The following is a 20453-nucleotide window of genomic DNA, read 5'->3' on the forward strand; positions in this document are numbered from 1 at the left end:
GGCTTGCTGTCACCGTTACACTGCCGTCTACACTATCTACCTTGATATCTTGTTTAGCCGCCACATTCAGATTGTCATGTTGGGCCTGCATCTCAACATTACCCTGATTGGCAAATAGCTTTATCCCGGCTTTTTGGGCAAATAATCCGATTGCTTGAGCGGAGGATAGACACCGGCGAACTCACGCTTTCCACCGTTAAGGTATAACGGTTATGGCTAATGCCACCCAAACTACCAACTAATCCGCCTGCCAATTCTGCACCTAATTGACCGATTAGACGGTTAACTTTGCTCGCCATCTGCTTCTCCTGTTTTTTAATCTATACATTCCATTATTAATAATTTTATTATTGCTACAGCGTATTAATGCTGTTTTGAGCATAAACTAAAAAGATAACATAATTAAAGTATAATATAATATGCGATATAATTTAACCACTTTTAGTAAATAAATGGTTTAATAGTAATAATGTCAGTTAATTGAATAGGTTAGGTGGCTGTTAAAACCCTTTATAAGGCCAAAACACTGATAAAGCATTAAAAAATAGGATAGTGAATGATTAAACGCTAGTTTTACCTAGTTTTACCTCGTTTTTCATTTTAAAACAGTACAATTATTTTATAATTCTCACACTAACTTTATGTATACTTCATCTCCCATTGCTAATGCTTCATTTAATAAAGTTAATATATTTTCTTTAATCTCAATAATTGGTGTTAGTAATAAATCTGATTTTAATTGTTTTTTATTAGATATTTTATTTACATTGAATTTGATTAAATTATCGATTTCTAATGCTATATTATCAATAAAATAAGGTTCATAATCATAGAAATCGGATAAGTAATAGTAACATTTTAAAATTCCTTTTAATTCGGTTGGATCTTTAAATTCAGTACCATTGAGGATTGCATCTAATAATAGATCAAAATAACCTTGCCATATTTTTAGAATAATTTTATCACCATTTTTTCTTATTCTAATGATATTAATTTCCCCTTCACCTTCAAAACTTTTGTAATAATCATAATTTACCGTATTCATAAATTGTCATTCCAACGCTCATTATCTGGTATTTATATCTGATATTGTAATGGTTGTTTTATTGGTCTTTTTGCAACTTGATTATGTTAGTATGAAATATCATCTAAATATTTTTTTGATATATATCTCTAAATAGATGTGCTAGACATTTGTATAAAATTTTAACGACATACAAAGTAAATACAATATTGCAACGCTGAATCATCAGCTTCATTCTTTACAGTAATTTGAAAAATGTTTGAATGGTATTTTCTACTTCTTCTTTTGATTTTATTTCCATAACATCAAATGTTAGTTTATCTTGTGATGTCGCTTTTCTAATTAATATATCATTTAACCATAAATTTTCAGTAATAATTCTTCGCGCTAAAGTTTGGCTGCATATTTTATTATGTTTTCCTTCAATTATTGACCAGTGTTTATTTTTGATAAATTGATTTGAAGTATAAATTAGCATTAAAAATTGGCTGGGAAGTTCTGGAGCGCAGGATATGGTATTGTTAAATCGGACAGGATTACCATAAACTCCTAACAAAATTTGATTATAAAAAATATGCGATTCATAAACCACTTGTGCTGTAACAAATAATTTATTCTGAATCGGAATTGCAATGTTTTTTCCTAAAAAATCTTCAGATAACTCATAGTTTTTTTCATATTTATTTAGGTTTTCAAAATTAAGTGGGTTTAATCCTACATATTCAACAAAACCCTCTCCAGTATAGACATTTATATGAGTGCTTGAAATAACAATACTATCACTTGGTGATATACCTGGAATATGTAAGATAAAAATATGTTCTTGTTTATTATAAAACAGTATATCTAGCACCATGTATTGATACAGTTCATGAGGAAAGTTATATTTTTCTAATTCCTTAATCGTTATTAAGCGAGCCTTTTCTTGCAAAATATTTAGATTCATCTTTTTCATTACTAGATGGTTCCATTTAGGACTGATTATATTGCCATTTTTATTATACGAATTTATATATTGTTCGAAGGTTAAGTTGCTTCATTTCAACAAAATTGATGAATTACTGATTTTTTAGAATGATATCCATATATTATCTGGATGTTTAGTCAAAGCCAACTGCATTTTTAATTACTTTTTTCCGATTTTTAAGTGCGTTCATTTCCAGTAAACGCTGCCTTATGTTACTTTAAATTAGGATTAGTTGAGGATTAGCGTCAGGTTCATAAATATTACTATACCAGCACAAATCATTGACGGTTTTGATAATTGAAAATTATTTTGTCACTAATTTTCTTGATAATATAAGTAGTGTTATTGTTTGACTAAAAAAATTAGCAAACGGATTTTATAAATTACTTAAATCATTAAGATCATCTAAAATTCGTTGTGATACCCTTTCTTTTAATGTATAGGAAGGAAATTTACCCTCATACGTATAACTATCATCAACAGTAAATGAATCAATATTCATATTTTCCAGGATCTTTTTACAATAATTTTTAATCGAATTATCTGTCAGATTGATAGATTTTATAAAATCTATTATTTGCTCTATCATCAATAAATAAGAAAAATTATCTAACTTTTCACTTTTACAGAAATAATCAAAAGCAAATTGGATATCATCATTAGTGAAATATTGCTTGTTACATCTAATTAAGTTTAAATATAAATAAAAACGCCATGCTATTTCACTATTATTTGCTGCAGATAAAAGCTGTTCTTTATTTTTTAACAGCAATTCTAGGTACCATTGGTCTGATATAGCTGGTGGGACGGCATAACTTTTATATGTTTCATATACACCATCGTTAGCCATAAAAAAGGCACTACCCTGATAGTTAAAAAATATTTCTTTAGCTTCTTGATATTTTTCATCATTCATATAATTAATTTCCTATGCCTTTAATGGCTGACTACTACTTTCTAAAAAAAGAAAATTTATTCTAACAGTATATTCTAAGTAATATGCCAAACGTAGTGTTTTTTGAATGGATAAATATCTATTTTATTGATTATGCAGATATTTAATGGAGGCGCGTCCCGGAATCGAACCGAGGTAGACGGATTTGCAATCCGCAGCATGGCCACTCTGCCAACGCGCCGTTGAGGTCTATTTGAATAGGTGGCAAATAGTAGCATTGGCTGGTTTAGTCGTCAAGATTAAATAGTTTATAATTAGAGCATTCACATGTTTTTATCAGAAAAAACCTCGATTAGATAGATTTGTAAAAATGTTTCAGGTTAACCATACGTTTCAGTATAAAATCATACTTGAATTCAAATACTCAGTGCCAATCTTAACTAAAATAATGGTGATAATAACAAAAGTAAGTCATTTATAATGATTTCCCAGTCAGCGAACAAAGTTAAGATAAAGAAATATAAACAACTTACTAATAAAAAAATGCCTAACTGCTTACCCAAAGAATATGGGGGTGAATAAAATATTATCGCTCAAACACTAGGCAGGCAAATGTCCTTAATATCTTTATACGCAATATATTTTGCGTTTATGTGCAAATAGTTGCACTGCCCTCACATTTTTATACGATTCTTATCTTTAATTTATAAATATAAATCAAATAATTATTTATTCAATTCAATTTTTTTCAACTTGGTATATCAATTGCAATATTGCCATTAGCAATAGGAATACAGCTATTTGTAGTTATACCAAGGGGAAAACACATGAAGAAAAAATTGATAAGTTCAGACCAAATCAAAAATCACTTACGAGACAATATGTCAATCATGTTTGGTGGTTTTATGGGATGTGGTACACCAGATAAAATCGTCAAAATAATTTTAGATTCAGGTATCAAAGATTTAACTATTATTGGGAATGATACTGCTTTTGTCGATACCGGTGTCGGACCTTTAATTACCAACAACCGGGTAAAAAAATTAATAGCTTCACATATCGGTACCAACCCTGAAACAGGTAAAAAAATGATTTCTGGCGAAATCGAAGTTGAGCTTGTTCCACAAGGTACTTTAGCTGAAAGAATTCGCTGTGGCGGTGCGGGTTTAGGTGGAATTTTAACTCCGACTGGGGTCGGCACTATAGTCGAAGAAGGCAAACAAGTGCTGACAATCAATGGGATTAAATATTTATTAGAACTGCCTATTTGTGCCGATCTCGCTATCGTACAAGCACATAAAGCAGATTACAGCGGTAATCTAGTTTACCAATATGCCGCACGAAATTTTAACCCATTAATTGCAACAGCAGCTAAAACAGTTATTGCTCAGGTCGATCATCTTGTTGAAGTTGGGCAGATCGATGCTGATTCAGTAATGACACCTGCGGCGTTAGTTGATTTTATAGTGAGTTCTGACAAATAAAGGAGAATGGTAATGGATAAAAAAGAGTTAATTGCACGTCGCGTTGCACTAGAGTTGCATGATGGTGATGTTGTTAATCTGGGTATTGGTTTACCGACTCAAGTAGTCAATTATTTGCCAAAAGGTATCAATATTACCCTTCAATCAGAAAATGGTTTTTTAGGTTTAGGACCTAAAACAGTAGATGAACCAAATATTGTCAATGCCGGAGGACAACCTTGCGGACTTATTGCTGGAGCATCAATGTTTGATAGTGCATTTTCTTTTGTGCTTATTCGCGGTGGTCATGTTGATGCTTGCGTTCTCGGCGGTTTAGAAGTGGATCAAGACGGTAACTTAGCTAATTGGATGGTACCGGGCAAGATGATTCCTGGAATGGGTGGGGCAATGGATCTCGTTACCGGAGCCAAAAAAGTCATTATTGCCATGGAACATTGTACTAAAAATGGTGAAGCCAAAATATTACGCCAATGCACATTACCATTAACCGCTAAAGGGAAAGTGAGCATGATTGTAACAGAACTGGCTGTTTTTGAATTTAGAAATGAGCAATTGTATTTAATTGAAACAGCAAAAGGAGTAGATGTTGATACGGTCCGTAGTAAAACCGCAGCAGAATTTATTGTTGCTGATGACTTAAAGTTTATGCCAATTGATAGTGAGGAGCAATAATTTATGATTTCTCGTTTATCAAAATATACAACTAGCTTGGTCAGTAAATATCTACCAGATCCCTTAATCTTTGCTTTAATGTTAACCTTCATCATTTTTTTGATGGCATGGGGCTTAACTGATTCTCAACCACTCGGACTGGTCAAAATGTGGGGAGATGGTTTTTGGAATCTGTTAGCTTTTGGTATGCAAATGGCATTGATTGTGGTTACGGGTCATGCTTTAGCAAGTTCACCACCGATTAAGGCTATTTTAGTTTCCATTGCTTCATTAGCTAAAACGCCAACCCAAGCTGCAATGCTAGTAACTTTTGTAGGATGTATAGCTTGCATTTTAAATTGGGGATTTGGCTTAGTTGTTGGGGCAATGCTTGCAAAAGAAGTTGCAAGGCAGGTAAAAAATGTTGATTATGGTCTACTTATTGCCTGTGCTTATATTGCCTTTATGACTTGGGGTGGAGGTTTATCGGGTTCAATGCCATTAATGGCAGCAACACCAGGTAACCCTGTTGCACATCTTATGGTGAGTGAGACTAATCCACAAGGTCTTATACCTATTTCCCACACCATGTTTTCAGCTAGTAATATTTTTATTACATTAATGTTACTACTGTGCTTACCATTATTAGTGCGTTTTATGGTCAGAAATGACAGCACGATTAATGTCATTAACCCTGAATTGTTGGCGCCAGAACCAGATTTCCAAAAGAAAATCGATCGCAAAAATGCAACAGTTGCAGAAAAATTAGAAGAAAGTAAGTTACTTTCGTTATTAATAGGTGTGTTAGGCATCAGTTATTTGATGATTTATTTCTATTACAATGGATTTAATATCACTATTAACACCGTCAATCTAATCTTTTTAACCGCTGGCGTTTTACTACATCGTACGCCGATGGCTTACATGCGCGCAATATCTAATGCCACTAAAAGTACTTCCGGAATCATTATTCAATTTCCATTCTATGCAGGTATTCAATTAATGATGGAACACTCAGGTTTAGGGGGATTGATCACTGAATTTTTTATCAACATTGCTAATAAAGATACCTTCCCAATTTGGACATTTTTTAGCTCAGGTATTATTAATTTTGCTGTTCCTTCTGGGGGTGGGCACTGGGTTATTCAAGGACCATTTGTTATTCCCGCAGCACAAGCGCTCGGTGCCGATTTAGGTAAATCGACAATGGCGATTGCTTATGGAGAACAATGGATGAATATGTTACAGCCATTTTGGGCTCTACCAGCATTAGCCATAGCAGGACTGGGTGTGAGAGATATTATGGGATATTGCATGACCGCATTAATATTCACCACACCAATATTCTTAATTGGTTTGTATTTTTTCTAATTTTTAATAGCAAGGAATTTAATTATGTCAAAAGTTGTAATTGTTAGTGCTACCAGAACGGCAATCGGTACATTTAATGGTTCATTAGCCGCTGTAGGAAGTATTGAACTGGGAAAAATTGTTATTCAAGAAGCATTAAAACGCGCTCAATTAGATGCAAGTTTAGTCAATGAAGTCATTATGGGTAACGTTTTACAGGGTGGATTAGGACAAAATCCAGCACGTCAAGCGGCATTATCTGCCAATATTGCTAATAGTGTCCCTGCCTTCACGGTTAATAAAGTATGTGGTAGTGGCTTGAAATCAGTCGCCTTAGCAACACAAAGTATCTTAACTGGTGATAATGATGTCGTGGTAGCTGGTGGTATGGAAAATATGACACAAGCGCCTTATCTGTTAAATAGTAAAGTCCGTTGGGGTTTAAAAATGGGCAATGCAGAACTTTATGACACACTTGTCAATGATGGTTTAAGTTGTGCAACTAACCATTATCATATGGGAATAACCGCAGAAAATATTGCCGAACAATATGGTATTAGTCGTTTAGAACAAGATCAATTGGCATTACGTTCTCAACAACTAGCAACACAAGCCATTAAAAATGGTGATTTTGTTGACGAAATTGTGCCAGTTACGATTAAAAGTCGTAAAGGAGATATCGTTTTTAAAGAAGATGAGCATCCTAAATTTGATGCAACTTTAGAAGGATTAACTAAACTCCGCCCTGCCTTCAAAAAAGAAGGAACTATTACTGCTGGTAATGCTTCTGGTATTAATGACGGCGCGGCGGCATTAGTTATTATGTCTGAAACCAAAGCTAAACAATTAGGATTGACTCCATTAGCTTATATTCGTAGCTATGCTTCTGGTGGTGTCGATCCAAGTGTCATGGGTTTAGGGCCCGTTCCTGCAACAAAATTAGCTTTACAAAAAGCTGGATTGAAACTCGCTGATATCGATTTAATTGAAGCAAATGAAGCCTTTGCAGCGCAATTTTTGGGTGTAGGTCGTGAACTTAATTTTGACATGGATAAGACCAATATTCATGGAGGAGCCATTGCCTTAGGTCACCCTATTGGTGCTAGTGGTGCACGCATTTTAGTTACCTTACTTTATTCAATGATACATCGTAACAAACAATTTGGGTTAGCTACTTTGTGCATAGGTGGCGGATTAGGTACATCAGTGATTATTGAACGTTATTAATCTGTTTTTATATAAATTTGTTTAACTAGTGCTATAGCAAATGACGATTGGTGGTGACAAGTTTAGTAGGCACCACCTAACTTGTTAGCTAAAAAGATTTAAGGCATAATCTTGATATATTAATAAATTATTTAAAAAAAAGTCTAATTATTATTTATAAAAGATTGATAATTAAGGATTTAAACTTGTATGACATCCAATCTTTTTAAAAAGTTATATCCAGATAAAATCAGTGCCCGTATTTTTTTATTGGTTACATTATTATCATGTTTTTCTATTATCGTTTTTGCAATATTCATTGATAGAGAAGGTCGAGATCTTTTGATTCAAGAAAAAAGTCAAAAGTTATACGCGATTACAAAAATGTTAGATTTATTATTAGATGATACCTACCAACAAGTTGATGTTACATTATCGCGACAAGAACAAATCATACAAATAAATCAATATTTATCCCCCAAAATTGAACCATTACTTGTCACTATGCCACAAGTGGCTGCTGGTTATTATCATAAGCAACTTGATGCTATTGTTGTATATGCGCCACAATTTAATTATGGTGTCAATGTTGGTAAGTCAATATCGACCACCCATAAAGGGCGAGAGGTGATGTCAACTGGGCATAATATTATTGATATCGGTAAACAAATTAGAGGCAACATTATGAATGCAATGATCCCTATTGTCCGCGGGGATCAAATATTAGGTTATATTTGGGCTAATGAAACGCTTGATGACATAGAAAAACAAACGTTTGTTTTTGATAAAAATGTGATCATCATCAGTATTGTTTGTATGTTGAGTTGTATTTTTATTGCTTTAATTTTAGCACAAAAACTTAATGCTGATATTAATGTAATCAAACATGGATTACAAACATTACCCTTTGACCTAACGCTACGATTACCTGCCATTCGTGGAGAATTGAATGAAATTGTTAATGGTATAAATGGACTGGCTGAAAGATTAAGAAAAACTAAAACAATCAATGAACTGATATTAGAAAACACTTTAGATGGTGTTATTACCGTTGATAATAATGGTGCCATTACTATGCTTAATCCAGCTGCTGAACAAATGACTGGTTATAAGTTGGAACAAGTGTTAGGCAAGCCCTACTCGACTTTAGTTGATGATAAAAATTTTGATAGTCCATTACTTGATACTTTATATAATGGTATTGATCATATTAGTATTGAAGTTGACTTTCCTGTTGCTGGACAAATAATAAAAATTTCATCAAGTACCAGTCATTTAAAAGACTATCAAGGAAATATCATTGGTGCAGTAGTAATTTTTAAAGATATTACAGAACAAAAAGAAGTCGAAAAATTAATTCAACAAACAGAAAGGCTAGTCGCACTTGGCGAACTTATGGCAGGTATTGCTCATGAAATTCGCAATCCATTAGCGGCTGTTCGTGGTTTTGTCCAATATTTACAAAATGATCTACCTCTTAATGAAAAACAAGAATACATTGCTATTATTCTCAAAGAGGTCGATTCAATCAATCAAGTGATCCAACAGTTATTAGATTTTTCAGTACCATCCAAAAATTATTATGTTTCAACTAAATTAAATAACGTTATCGAAGAAGTATTAGTACTCGTTAATACTTCGCATCGTTCAAATAATATTTCTATTATTCTTGCATTAGATGATCAAGCACCATCATTATATATAGATAAAGAGTTAATCAAACAAGCGCTATTAAATTTGCTAATTAATGCCATTCAAGCAATAAAAGGGCAAGGTATTATCGAAATAAGTACATTATTATCCAGTAACCAAAAGTATCAATTAATTCGAATTAAAGATAATGGTGAAGGGATTCCAACAGAGTTAATAGATAAAGTCTTTACCCCATTTTTTACAACTAAAATATCAGGAACAGGTCTTGGCCTTTCAATGGTACAGAAAATTATTGCTTCCCATAAAGGTAAAATTTTAATTAAAAATAATGATAATCAAAGAGGTATAACTGTTGAGATAGCTCTTCCTATTAATTAAGTATACAAAGGATCCTATGTCAGAAAAAATTTTAATTGTCGAAGATGAAGTAAATTTACGTAAATTACTTACTATTTTATTATTGCAAGAACATTATCAAGTTATTGCCGTTGATAATGGTGAAGAAGCACTCAAACTGATTGAACAACAATCCATAGATTTAATTTTATTGGATAATCGTTTACCGCAAATGAGTGGACTTGATACGCTCAAAGTCATAAAAGAGTCTCACCCTGATATGTATGTCATATTGATGACTGCATATGCTGGTGTAGATACCGCGGTTGAAGCACTAAAATTGGGGGCTTATGATTATATTGTAAAACCGTTTGATCTTAATGAACTAAAAGCACTAATTCATCGAACTTTAGAGTTAAATAGAGCCAAAAAGCAAGGTATTGATTTATCTCATAAAATTGAATTATATAATGCTGACAACAATGACCATATCTTGACCAATAGCCCCAATATGATGGAACTTTGCCGTAATATAGCCAAAGTGTCACAAACGAAAACAACAGTTTTAATAAGTGGCGAAAGTGGAACCGGTAAGGAATTAGTTGCAAAAACAATTCATTTTTATAGTACGCGTTCAACCGGCCCTTTTATTAAAGTTAATTGTGGCGCATTACCTGAAACACTGTTAGAAAGTACCTTATTTGGCCATGAAAAAGGTTCATTTACAGGTGCATTTCAACGTCAACTAGGCTTATTTGAACGTGCACATTTAGGTACTCTTTTTTTAGATGAAGTGGGTGAAATGTCAACTAATTTGCAAGTTAAATTACTGCGCGTCATTCAAGAAAAGGAATTTGAACCAATTGGCGGTAGCAAATTAATTAAAACTGATTTTCGATTAATTACCGCAACTAATCGAAACTTACAAGAATTAGTTGAAGCAGGAAAATTTAGACAAGATCTTTTTTATCGGCTCAATGTAATGGCATTAGATTTGCCGCCTTTACGCGACAGACAAAATGATATAATGCTATTAGCTCGTTATTTTGCAAATCAATTTTGCCAGGAAAACAATAAGCAATTATTAGATTTTTCCATTGATGCGGTCGAAGCACTTAATCAATACACTTGGCCAGGTAATATTCGTGAATTATCTAATGCTATTGAGTATGCAGTGATTATGTCTAAAGGTTTATTCATCTATTCTCAAGATTTACCATCTCATGTTATCGCCAATAAAAACATGCCCAATTTAAGCCCTAATTTTAATGATTATGATTCACTTGGTACCACGTTAAAAGAAAAAGTCAAAAATTATGAAAAAGAATTAATTATTAATGAATTAAAACATCATAACGGTCATAGAGAAAATACAGCAAAATCATTAGGTGTTAGTAAACGTACCTTACTTTATAAAATGCAAGAATATGAAATATTTGAAACCATTAACTAACTAAATTAACCATTAATATTGGCAATATTGTTAGTCTGTATTTTATGCATATAACTCAAAATTAATAAATTACCAAATTTTAGTCAGCTGTTAATCATCAAAAAATGATGATAATGAAAATTATTTTATTACTTCGTTTCTGTTTGAAAACTTATTAATTGCAATGGGCTATCAATATTCCCCTTATTTTTTATTACATAATAATTGCATTAATTAATAAATACTGCATGATAGCAATAACGTTTAATTCCAAAAAACTTTTTAAATTTATAAACTAATTTTATATACTTTGTATTAATACCTATAACAATTGAGGTGAGTTTTGATTGAATTAAAACTGAGAGAAGTGAAAAAAGATCTATCAGCTAAAGAGCTTGCCGTTGCTGAATTTATCCAAAATCATATTCAAGAATTAAAAAACACTAGTATCCAGGCACTTGCTAAATTGAACCATGTTAGTACCAGTACAATTTTACGTTTATGTAATAAAATGGGTTATAGTGGTTTTAGTGATTTTAAAATTGATTTAATTTCATCATCACCTAAGAAATTAGCCACTGAAGTTTTACAAGATGATATTAATTTGAATGATTCATTGCAAAATGTAAATTGTAAAGTTCAAGCAATGGAAAAATCTTCAATTGATGAAACCCATTCGATCGTTAATCTTAAAGCATTAGACCACGCTATTGATTTGATTATTAATAGCCATAAAATTGTTATTTTTGGTATTGGCAGTAGCGGTTTAGTTGGTAAAGAGTTGGAATATCAACTCATTAAGATCAAAAAGGATGTCAACTGCCATTTTGATGCACATATTAGCCGAAGTCTTGTTAGTACTTTAGATAACAATGATTTAATCATTATTATCTCTCATTCTGGTGAAACACCAGAATGCGTAGAATTATTAAAACTAGCTGAAAATTTGAAAGTACCGTCTATTGCCATTACCAAAATGGGACAGAGCCCAATATCTTTATTAGCCAAAATTGTGTTACATACTACTTCGATGGAACATGCTTCACGACTTATTCCTATTCGTTCAAAAATTTCACAAATATCAGTCGTAAATATGTTACTGACCAATTTGTTTATCAGAAAATATGATGAACACTTATTTCAACAAACGCAAAATCGCGAAAAACGTAAATATCCGCGTAAACAATAATACATACTGCGTTGACAAAATTATTCTCTAGTGTATTTATTACATTCTGTTAATTTTATTCTCGTCCTTTTTTTATCCTACAATTTAACTGTTTTTTAAATAAATATGATCTTGTTCACAAAATAATAAAAATTTAATAAAAAAGTAATGACTATTTTTTTATTAAGATGTAATTTTATTACTAATAAAATTGTTTATTTAAGTAAAAAAATTACTAAAAGGAAAATTAGTCATGCAAAAACAATTACCCATTATTTTGGCAAGTCATGGTCTCTTTGCTCAAGGTGCACTTGATTGTGCTGAAATGTTAATGGGTAGGCAAACTGATATCGACGTAATATCAGTTAAAATCGATAGTAATATTGAAAAATTACGTCAACAAATGTTAGCAAGTTATCAAACTTTAAATCAAGGTTTTGGTGTGATTATATTAGTCGACTTGATGGGAGGAACACCTTGCAATCTAGCGAGCGAATTAGCCATTCAATACGATGATGTATTGTTAGTATGTGGCTTTAATATTCCAGTATTACTTGAAGTATTAAATAATCGAGAAGATTCATTACAAAATGTTAAAAACGCTATAAAAGAATTATTTTCAAAAAGTTGCTTTGATGTGGGTCAACATTTAAATAACCAAAATGAGCAATCCACAGAGTTATAAGGAGAATACAATGCCAATTAATGTTGCCAGAATTGATGATCGTCTTATTCATGGACAAGTTATTACCACTTGGGTCAAAAATTATGATATTGAGCAAGTGCTTATCATTAATGACAAAGTTGCTTCTGATAGTGTTCAGCAATCAGTATTAACTATGTCAGCTCCCCCAGGGCTAAAAGTACTTGTCTTTGGTGTTCAAAAATTTATAGAAATTATCAAAAAAACACCAATCAAAAAACGCACCATGTTACTTTTCACTAATAGTATTGATGTTAATACTCTAATTGATAATGGGTTAGAAATTGAAAAATTAAATGTTGGTGGAATGCGAATGCAAGATGGTCGTCATCAATTATCACGCGCAGTTGCTGTAACCCCAGAGGAAGAACAAGCTTTTAGAAATATAATTGCCAAAAATTTAGAGGTTGAAGTGCAAATGGTACCTAAAGATCCAATTGTGGAACTAAAAACCTTACTTAATTAGTTAAAATCAATTTATTTATTACATTCGGAGGTTAACCTATGTTAACACAGGCTATTCTTGTCGCCATTTGGGCGGGAATTTGTTCATTGGATGACGTTGGACCACAGATGCTACGTAGACCTTTATTAACCGGAACTATAGCGGGTATTATTATGGGAGATGTAGTGCAAGGACTTGCAATTAGTGCAACACTAGAATTAATGTGGATGGGCATTGGTAATGTTGGTGCTTATTCTGCGCCTGACATCGTGGCTGGCGCAATTATTGGCGTCTCTCTTGGTATCACAACCGGTGGAGGAATTGCAACAGGCATCGCATTAGGCGTTCCTGTCTCATTGTTATGTCAACAGTTACTAATTATATGGCGCTCATTTGCTTGTTTCTTAAATCCATGGGCCGAAAAAAGTATTCAAGATGGGAATTACCGAGGACTAGTTAAAGTACACTACTTTTCGACACCAGTCTGGTTTTTGATTCGTGCTGTGCCTTGTTTTATCGCGATTTATTTTGGAAGTGATCTTATCAAAACAATTTTAGATGCTATTCCAAAAAATATAATTACTGGAATGGGAGTCGCTTCAAAATTAATTCCTGCTGTTGGGATCTGTATTTTGCTTTTAATGTTATTAAAGGGTCGTATGTGGTTCTTCTTTTTACTTGGCTTTATGTTAACCACATATTTAAAGTTACCAATTATCCCAATCACCTTCATTGCTCTGGCTTTTGCTGTACTTTATGACATGGCGTCAATGAATAGTAAAAATAATAATGATGATAAACAAGATAATAAACCTGCATTAAATAATAACGTTGAAGAGGAATATGATCTATGAGTACCCAACACAAAATAACTAAAAAAGATCTCAATCGTATCTTTTGGAATTTACAAACGATGTCTTTTTCCTATAACTACGAAAAAATGCAAATGATAGGTTTTGCTAATTGTATGACTCCTGTATTAAATAGATTATATCAAGATGCAGATGAAGAAACCCGGGTACGGGCCATGAAACGTCATTTAGAGTTTTTCAATACCCAAATTAATGCTGGTGCTTTAATTTTAGGTGTAACAGCAGCAATGGAAGAAAAAACCAATGAAGATGAAAAAGATGCTGTTATTTCAGTTAAAGCAGGATTAATGGGACCGTTTGCCGGTTTAGGCGATAGTTTACTTAAATTTACTTGGATGCCAATTTGCGGCAGTATCGGAGCAGCCTTTGCTTTACAAGGCAATATTATTGGTCCTATTTTAATGTTCATAATTTATAATTTAGTTAATGTATTATCCAAATATTTCTTTATACATTATGGATACAACAAAGGCGTAGACTTAATTGAACAATCCAAAAACTCTAATATTATTCAGCGAATCAGTAATTTAGCCAATGTTGTAGGTGTAATGGTACTAGGTTCCCTTATTGCAACAACGGTCAAAGTAGCAACACCATTAACTATTAATGTAGGTGAACAATCGATTAAAGTACAAGAAATGTTTGATAAAGTCATGCCAAACTTTCTAACTTTATTATTTGCTTTAGTTACATTTTTCTTAGTCAAAAAGTTTCAAGGAAAATATACAGTAATATTAATTTTAAGTGTAATGGTAATTGGTGTAATTCTGTCAATATTCGGTATATTAAAATAAGGATAAAATATGTTGAAACAAATTAAAACACCATCAGTTATCCGTAATAAACAAGGAAATTTAGTTATAACATTTAGCCTGATCAATCCAACATCGATTGATCTCTATTGGACCGAAGAAGCTAATGCATATACTGAAAATAAAACACTAATTGGTAAAAATGTGCAAAGCCCAGTAATATTTGATGATCCATTACAAGCTAAAAAACGTATTTATTTCATTTTACAAATTAATGGAAAACCACCTTTACTATTTGGTGAAAGGACATTACCAATAACGGGGTTGAATAATTTCCGTGATTTTGGTGGCTATATTGGTAAAAATGGTAAGCGAATTAAATGGGGGCTATTTTATCGTTCTAATCATTTACATGGATTAAAACCAGATGCACAAGCTTATATTCAAGCACTTGGAATTAGAACGATCATTGACTATCGTAGTGAGAATGAAATAAAAAACAGCCCAAACACTAATGTAGGAGAAAAACAAACATTTCATTTAAATGCCTCTGCTCAAACGGCGGAACTAGCAGCACAATTTGCTGCTGACCCAAGTGATGAAGATCGCGCATTAGTTGAAAGCGTATTACGTGATATTCCCAAAGACTTAGTTAATGGTGAAGGTGAGCAAGTATTAGAGCAATATCGTAACTTTGTTGTAAGTGATAAATCAAAAGATTCTTACAGTAAAATGCTTAAAGCAATGTTAGACAGTAATAATAACCCTAGTATTCAACATTGTCGTGGAGGCAAAGATCGTACTGGTTATGGTGTATTATTGATTCAACTTATGTTAGGTGTATCTGAAGATGATATCATTTATGATTATATGTTAACTCATGATAATCGCTTAGAACGTAATAAAATTAAGATGGCGGCGTACCGTAAAATTACTGATAATGAAAATGTATTAGGTTATTTATTAAGCCTAATCGATACTCGTGAAAGTTTTGTTAAGGAAATTCTTAACACCATGAAAAAGGTAGCTGGTACACCAACTAATTATATCAAGCAAGAACTTGGTTTTACCGATCAAGATTTCCAAACGATGCAAGATTTATACTTAGAAGATTGATTGTTTTGATAATTAAAAGATCAAGCGCGATATAATTTCCATTCCTAGACTTAAGCTGTCAAGTTTTGTAGATAGAAATCAACAAAACTTGACAGTTTAATTTGAGCAGAAATGAGCTGTAAGCTAGTTGAATTAAATAGATTTGATTTAGCTCAACTTTATGATTAAATTCATTCAGGTATTCAATTAATCAGTTTAATTTTTAATTAAAAAACTGGCAAAAAGTATTTACATCTACTAGCTCAAAGCTAATTGGGTTTTATAAATTATTTAAAAGTTAAATTTAATGTATTGCATTTTATCCATATAACCTTTCGCCTATGTATAGAACCTCTGCTGGCGCTAGGGCCTAATATTTTTCTGGTCTTTATGTAACAATTAACTCCGATCTTATTACCAAGTGTCAGCTAGCTTAGATTTAGCGCTATATCATATTTAGTTAAAACTAATACAATTAAGGATAAGTATGACTTTGAATATTTTGATACCAAAAATAAATAACTCGCTTAGAAAATTAATCAATAACATATCGATGAATTGAGCAATTTTTTAGTATTCATTTATTATAAATTGATAAATAAATTTATTATCATTTTTAAATTTGAACCAGCTTGTTTATTAAATTGTTAACAACCATTATGTAATGATTAATCCTTTGGCGATAAACAAGGTTTAGTATCTGCATTATTTACCAAAGACGTGATTAAACTCTCGGCTTGAGCTTGCGTTTTTTCAACTTTACCAATAATACAAATTTCATTGTCGGTAATTTTGCTTATTACTTGATAAGTTACTGTCAAATCTTCACCATTTTCTAAATTTTCGGTTGCAACAAATGGGGTAATTAAGGCAACGGGTTGCTGTTTACCGTTAATGGTTTTTAACCACCAGTTAGCCTGACCATCAATCGATGAAAAGCCAGATGAAACAATTTCCCAATAATTTAATGATGCTTGTTGTTTACTTGGTGTGATGACATCAATTGACATTCGATCATCATCATAAAGGACATCAAGCATATACCCACTTGGACCTGGGCATCTGTCAGCAGTACTACCTGTTACTTCTTCTAAAACAGTACGGATACAATGCTCACCAGATAAATCACTATAATAGTTTGAAAGTTGTGGTTCTGAGGCCAGGCAATTGGTTATATTAAAACCCCAAAAACCAATTAAAAGAGCAGAAATTATTTTTTTCATTGTAGTTATTCCTTAACAAATTAATTTATTATTAATAATTTTAGCTATTCTCTACGATTTATTTGAATATAACAATTATAAAAATAAGTGTCATATTTTTTAGAAATTAAACAGTTGATAACGACTTTTTGGATACAAAATAAATTAACTACAAAAAAGTTAAGTTTATTTAAGCAATATAATAAAGCCAGTATCTTTTACCATACTGGCTTTATTATAAATAGCAAACAATGTTGAACTATTTTACATTTTTCTAAAGTTTTTCTAATAGTTGGGCCTTTTTCGCATTAAATTCATCTTGGGTTAAAATTCCTTCATCAACCAGTTCTTTCAATTGTTTTAATTGCTTAATAATTGTTTCATTGTTATTAGTTGCGGTAGTTGTATTTGCATTATTAGCACTGTTGTTTAAATCAAACGATTTTGCTAATTCCATACCTGCACCGAGTTGTAAGCCTGCACCAGCAAGTCCGCCTTCATTTTGGGCGGCATCACGTAATGCTTTGAGTTTTTCATGTTCAACATAATTTAAACCGACTTCTTTTGCAGCTAATGCATCGGTGCGTGAATCAGCTATTTTACTTATACGATCTAATGTATCTTGACTAAATGAAGTAGCTTCAACCTGAAAATCATCTAAAACAAGTCCCAATTTACTAAAAGTAATTTTCAGATTTGATTTAATTTGTTCAGATAATTGTACCAGCTGTGAATCAATATTTTGATATGAATAACTTTCAGTAGCTAATTGCGATGTTATGGTCGGAATAACACGTGATATTATTAAGTTACTCAGATCATTAGCCGTATATATCGATTTTGCCCCTATTATCTGACTAAAAAACAGCTCCGCTTGTTCAATTTTAATTGAATAAGTACCATAGGCACCAAGTTCAACAGGGAATTGATATACGGCATCAACATACTTAATTGGTGTTGATGTTCCCCATTTTTGATTTACCAAACTAGCCATACGGAAAAAGTAAACATGCATTTTGTGTTCACTTTCAAAGCTTTGCAAAATTTTTATTAAATTAGTAATAAAAGGATGATTTGAAGTTGAAAGTTCATAAATTCCAGATTTTGTTAAAACATCAATAACCTCACCTTTATAAACTAAAATACAACCTTGTCCAGGATTAACAATTAATTTACTTGCGTTTTTTATCTCATTTGTTGGTGGTTGGAATTCATAAAACAATACATTAGGATCTTGATTTGTCCATTCTATAACTGTTTTTAATTGCCTTTTAAAAAAATTGCTTAAAGCCATATTAAATTACCTTATACTTAATTATTTTTCCTTAGCTAAAGTTATTTTTTGTGTAATTGTTCCATCAGAACCAATCATCACATATTCACCACATTTATTCTTAGTAATGAAACCATCATTGTAAGGAGTCATTTCTTTAATCTTAATTTTATCTTCAGATAAAGTCCAAATTACTTTACCACTATTAGTATCTAATTGTTGATAATTATAATGCGAATCAGGACTTGCACTAGTTTTTGTTTTTATAACTAATGTATTATCATTAGCATAAACAATTTTCGGATTAAAATACAACCGATTCGGCGTTAAATTTTGATGAGAAACAAGTTTATAACCCGGATGAACACTTTGAACGTTATAGAAATAATAAGCACTCTCAGCATCAGTAAACTTACCTGGACCATCTGGATTGTTATCACCTACCTTCGCTGAGATAATGCTATAATGATTTTCTCCATCAGGACTAATATAAGTAAACTTAATTAATTTAAAATTATCATCATACTTTTTAGCAAAATCAAATGTAGTATGCTCACTGGTATCTTTAGGTACCCCAAAATCTTTTTTCTGCATATAAAAATCATTATCATCAATATAGGCTTTATCATGTAATGGATAATAATAAATTTTTTTGCCATCATCAGTAAGTATATGAAAAGCTCGTTCTGGTGAACCTTGAGCTATTGTGATGTTAGCTGATGCAATTCCGGTATTATATTGAGGGTAATTATTAAGTAACGATGAAGTTACATCCGTTAAAGTAAAATTCTTTTTATCAAGTAAAAAAACAATGCTTTTTTTAACAATCAGGTAAGTTTTATCTTTACTGAAATCATAGTAATCCAAATCAATATTATTAAAACTTGAACTATCTTGTTTTAATTTATCAAGCTCTTGCTCCTGAATAATTTTGTTTGCTAATAAATCATGAACGACAAAATAATATTTAGATTTAGTTTGGAACGATTTACTGTATTCACGCTTAACAATACTTATTACATAAGGCTTATTATCGACTATTTCTAATGAGCAATAATTATAATTAACACTTTGAAGGCTATTTTGTTGCTCAACCGAAGGGCTTATCGGAGTATTGATTGATGAAGTTTTAGTTTGTCGCGGCGGCGTATTAATTTCTTGATGATACGAAGGTTTTGAATTGAATGACACTGATATTATACTGATCAAAACAACAATGAAAATAATAGTACAAATTATGATAATAAGTATTTTTTTGTTTGATTCATCAAAATAATTTTTAACTGTTTTATTTTGATATTTTATATTCACATTAATATCATCGTTATCTAAAATATACTCTGTATTACAATTATCACATAGATAATGTTCTGGCTTTATTTCCGTTTTTTGTACACTTCCACAATTAGGACATTTTATTACTTTAATTTGCTTTGCCATTCCTATTCACTCTAATAATTATTTTTTTGAAGATAAATCAAAGGTCATTTTATCCATTTTATAAACAAGTGTCACTTGAATTGTATTACTGTTTTAGTTTAGTATTATCAAATACTAATAATCTAAGCGTTATACGTTTAACAATACAAAAATGGTAAAACTATTTTAAGATTTTAATAAAAATGTTTATCTATTTTTCCAACAAAAAAGTTCGATATCTGAGGTTTCCAACCTTCCATATTTTCTCGACATTTATCAAAAACTGCATCCCCTTTGCCATATTTTCGGCATAGTTCCTTAATAGGAATGCCGGCTTCTGCTTTTTTTAAAATAGATAAAATTTGATGTTTTGCTCTTTTTTATATTTAAATTTTCTTTTGATTTTATCATAGCGAATTTTCTACTTGTTTGTTGTACTACTTTAAGAGATTGTTACATTATCACTGCTACTTGTAATAATGCAGCTCGTCGTTTAGATGAAAATCAAAAAGAAAATATGTCATAA

At 31.6% G+C, this 20453-nt stretch carries 20 protein-coding genes and 1 tRNA gene; 12 read left to right on the forward strand and 9 right to left on the reverse strand.

Annotated elements, in window-relative coordinates:
- The 6 genes from Q0K76_RS13065 to Q0K76_RS10825 form a co-directional block, all read right to left on the reverse strand.
- Window positions 1-151, reverse strand: a 151-nt coding sequence (locus Q0K76_RS13065) for a DUF2345 domain-containing protein (RefSeq protein WP_363322477.1), incomplete at its 3' end; no start/stop codon positions are given.
- Entirely contained in the window at window positions 99-299 is a 201-nt protein-coding gene (locus tag Q0K76_RS10805; RefSeq protein WP_294615554.1) for a hypothetical protein, read from the reverse strand. The genes Q0K76_RS13065 and Q0K76_RS10805, both read right to left, overlap by 53 nt.
- A gap of 329 nt (window positions 300-628) precedes the next feature.
- Window positions 629-1045, reverse strand: coding sequence for a hypothetical protein (locus tag Q0K76_RS10810; protein ID WP_294615556.1), 417 nt, complete (start codon window positions 1043-1045; stop codon window positions 629-631).
- Window positions 1046-1262: 217 nt separating this feature from the next.
- Window positions 1263-1979, reverse strand: a complete 717-nt coding sequence (locus Q0K76_RS10815) for a hypothetical protein (protein WP_294615558.1) — start codon at window positions 1977-1979, stop codon at window positions 1263-1265.
- A gap of 388 nt (window positions 1980-2367) precedes the next feature.
- Window positions 2368-2907, reverse strand: coding sequence for a hypothetical protein (locus tag Q0K76_RS10820; RefSeq protein WP_294615560.1), 540 nt, complete (start codon window positions 2905-2907; stop codon window positions 2368-2370).
- A 146-nt stretch (window positions 2908-3053) separates the two neighbouring features.
- A tRNA-Cys gene (locus tag Q0K76_RS10825) sits at window positions 3054-3127 on the reverse strand.
- 586 nt (window positions 3128-3713) lie between these two features.
- Here Q0K76_RS10825 and atoD point away from each other — a divergent pair.
- The 12 genes from atoD to Q0K76_RS10885 all read left to right on the forward strand — a co-directional run bounded on the left by atoD (window position 3714) and on the right by Q0K76_RS10885 (window position 16054).
- Complete coding sequence (gene atoD / locus Q0K76_RS10830) at window positions 3714-4370, forward strand: acetate CoA-transferase subunit alpha (protein ID WP_294615562.1); 657 nt, start codon at window positions 3714-3716, stop codon at window positions 4368-4370.
- A 12-nt stretch (window positions 4371-4382) separates the two neighbouring features.
- The gene (locus tag Q0K76_RS10835) at window positions 4383-5042 is read left to right on the forward strand and encodes a 3-oxoacid CoA-transferase subunit B (protein ID WP_294615564.1); all 660 of its coding nucleotides are present in this window, start codon (window positions 4383-4385) and stop codon (window positions 5040-5042) included.
- Window positions 5043-5045: 3 nt separating this feature from the next.
- On the forward strand, window positions 5046-6392 hold the full coding sequence (locus Q0K76_RS10840; RefSeq protein WP_294615566.1) for a TIGR00366 family protein: 1347 nt from the start codon (window positions 5046-5048) through the stop codon (window positions 6390-6392).
- 24 nt (window positions 6393-6416) lie between these two features.
- The gene (locus Q0K76_RS10845; RefSeq protein WP_294615568.1) at window positions 6417-7598 is read left to right on the forward strand and encodes an acetyl-CoA C-acetyltransferase; all 1182 of its coding nucleotides are present in this window, start codon (window positions 6417-6419) and stop codon (window positions 7596-7598) included.
- A gap of 189 nt (window positions 7599-7787) precedes the next feature.
- Window positions 7788-9608 (forward strand): ATP-binding protein, encoded by a 1821-nt coding sequence (locus Q0K76_RS10850; RefSeq protein ID WP_294615570.1) that lies wholly within the window; start codon window positions 7788-7790, stop codon window positions 9606-9608.
- 16 nt (window positions 9609-9624) lie between these two features.
- On the forward strand, window positions 9625-11019 hold the full coding sequence (locus tag Q0K76_RS10855; RefSeq protein WP_294615572.1) for a sigma-54 dependent transcriptional regulator: 1395 nt from the start codon (window positions 9625-9627) through the stop codon (window positions 11017-11019).
- A 322-nt stretch (window positions 11020-11341) separates the two neighbouring features.
- Window positions 11342-12187 (forward strand): MurR/RpiR family transcriptional regulator, encoded by an 846-nt coding sequence (locus tag Q0K76_RS10860; protein WP_294615574.1) that lies wholly within the window; start codon window positions 11342-11344, stop codon window positions 12185-12187.
- 232 nt (window positions 12188-12419) lie between these two features.
- The gene (locus Q0K76_RS10865; protein WP_294615576.1) at window positions 12420-12851 is read left to right on the forward strand and encodes a PTS sugar transporter subunit IIA; all 432 of its coding nucleotides are present in this window, start codon (window positions 12420-12422) and stop codon (window positions 12849-12851) included.
- 10 nt (window positions 12852-12861) lie between these two features.
- On the forward strand, window positions 12862-13335 hold the full coding sequence (locus Q0K76_RS10870) for a PTS sugar transporter subunit IIB (RefSeq protein ID WP_294615578.1): 474 nt from the start codon (window positions 12862-12864) through the stop codon (window positions 13333-13335).
- Between the two features lie 38 nt (window positions 13336-13373).
- On the forward strand, window positions 13374-14168 hold the full coding sequence (locus Q0K76_RS10875) for a PTS sugar transporter subunit IIC (RefSeq protein ID WP_294615580.1): 795 nt from the start codon (window positions 13374-13376) through the stop codon (window positions 14166-14168).
- Window positions 14165-14980 carry a PTS system mannose/fructose/sorbose family transporter subunit IID gene (locus tag Q0K76_RS10880; protein WP_294615582.1) on the forward strand — a complete coding sequence of 272 codons (816 nt, stop codon included), beginning with the start codon at window positions 14165-14167 and terminating at the stop codon, window positions 14978-14980. The genes Q0K76_RS10875 and Q0K76_RS10880 overlap by 4 nt, the downstream gene beginning before the upstream one ends.
- A gap of 9 nt (window positions 14981-14989) precedes the next feature.
- Entirely contained in the window at window positions 14990-16054 is a 1065-nt protein-coding gene (locus Q0K76_RS10885; RefSeq protein ID WP_294615584.1) for a tyrosine-protein phosphatase, read from the forward strand.
- 647 nt (window positions 16055-16701) lie between these two features.
- On the opposite strand, the gene Q0K76_RS10890 is transcribed toward Q0K76_RS10885, so the two are convergent.
- From Q0K76_RS10890 to Q0K76_RS10900, 3 genes are all read right to left on the reverse strand, one after another.
- Entirely contained in the window at window positions 16702-17256 is a 555-nt protein-coding gene (locus Q0K76_RS10890) for a hypothetical protein (RefSeq protein WP_294615586.1), read from the reverse strand.
- Between the two features lie 253 nt (window positions 17257-17509).
- Window positions 17510-18529: an SPFH domain-containing protein gene (locus tag Q0K76_RS10895; RefSeq protein WP_294615588.1), complete on the reverse strand. Its 1020-nt coding sequence runs from the start codon at window positions 18527-18529 to the stop codon at window positions 17510-17512.
- A gap of 21 nt (window positions 18530-18550) precedes the next feature.
- Complete coding sequence (locus Q0K76_RS10900) at window positions 18551-19948, reverse strand: hypothetical protein (RefSeq protein WP_294615590.1); 1398 nt, start codon at window positions 19946-19948, stop codon at window positions 18551-18553.
- Window positions 19949-20453 lie beyond the last annotated feature (505 nt).

The organism is uncultured Gilliamella sp. (assembly GCA_945271295.1).
GTDB lineage: Bacteria > Pseudomonadota > Gammaproteobacteria > Enterobacterales > Orbaceae > Gilliamella.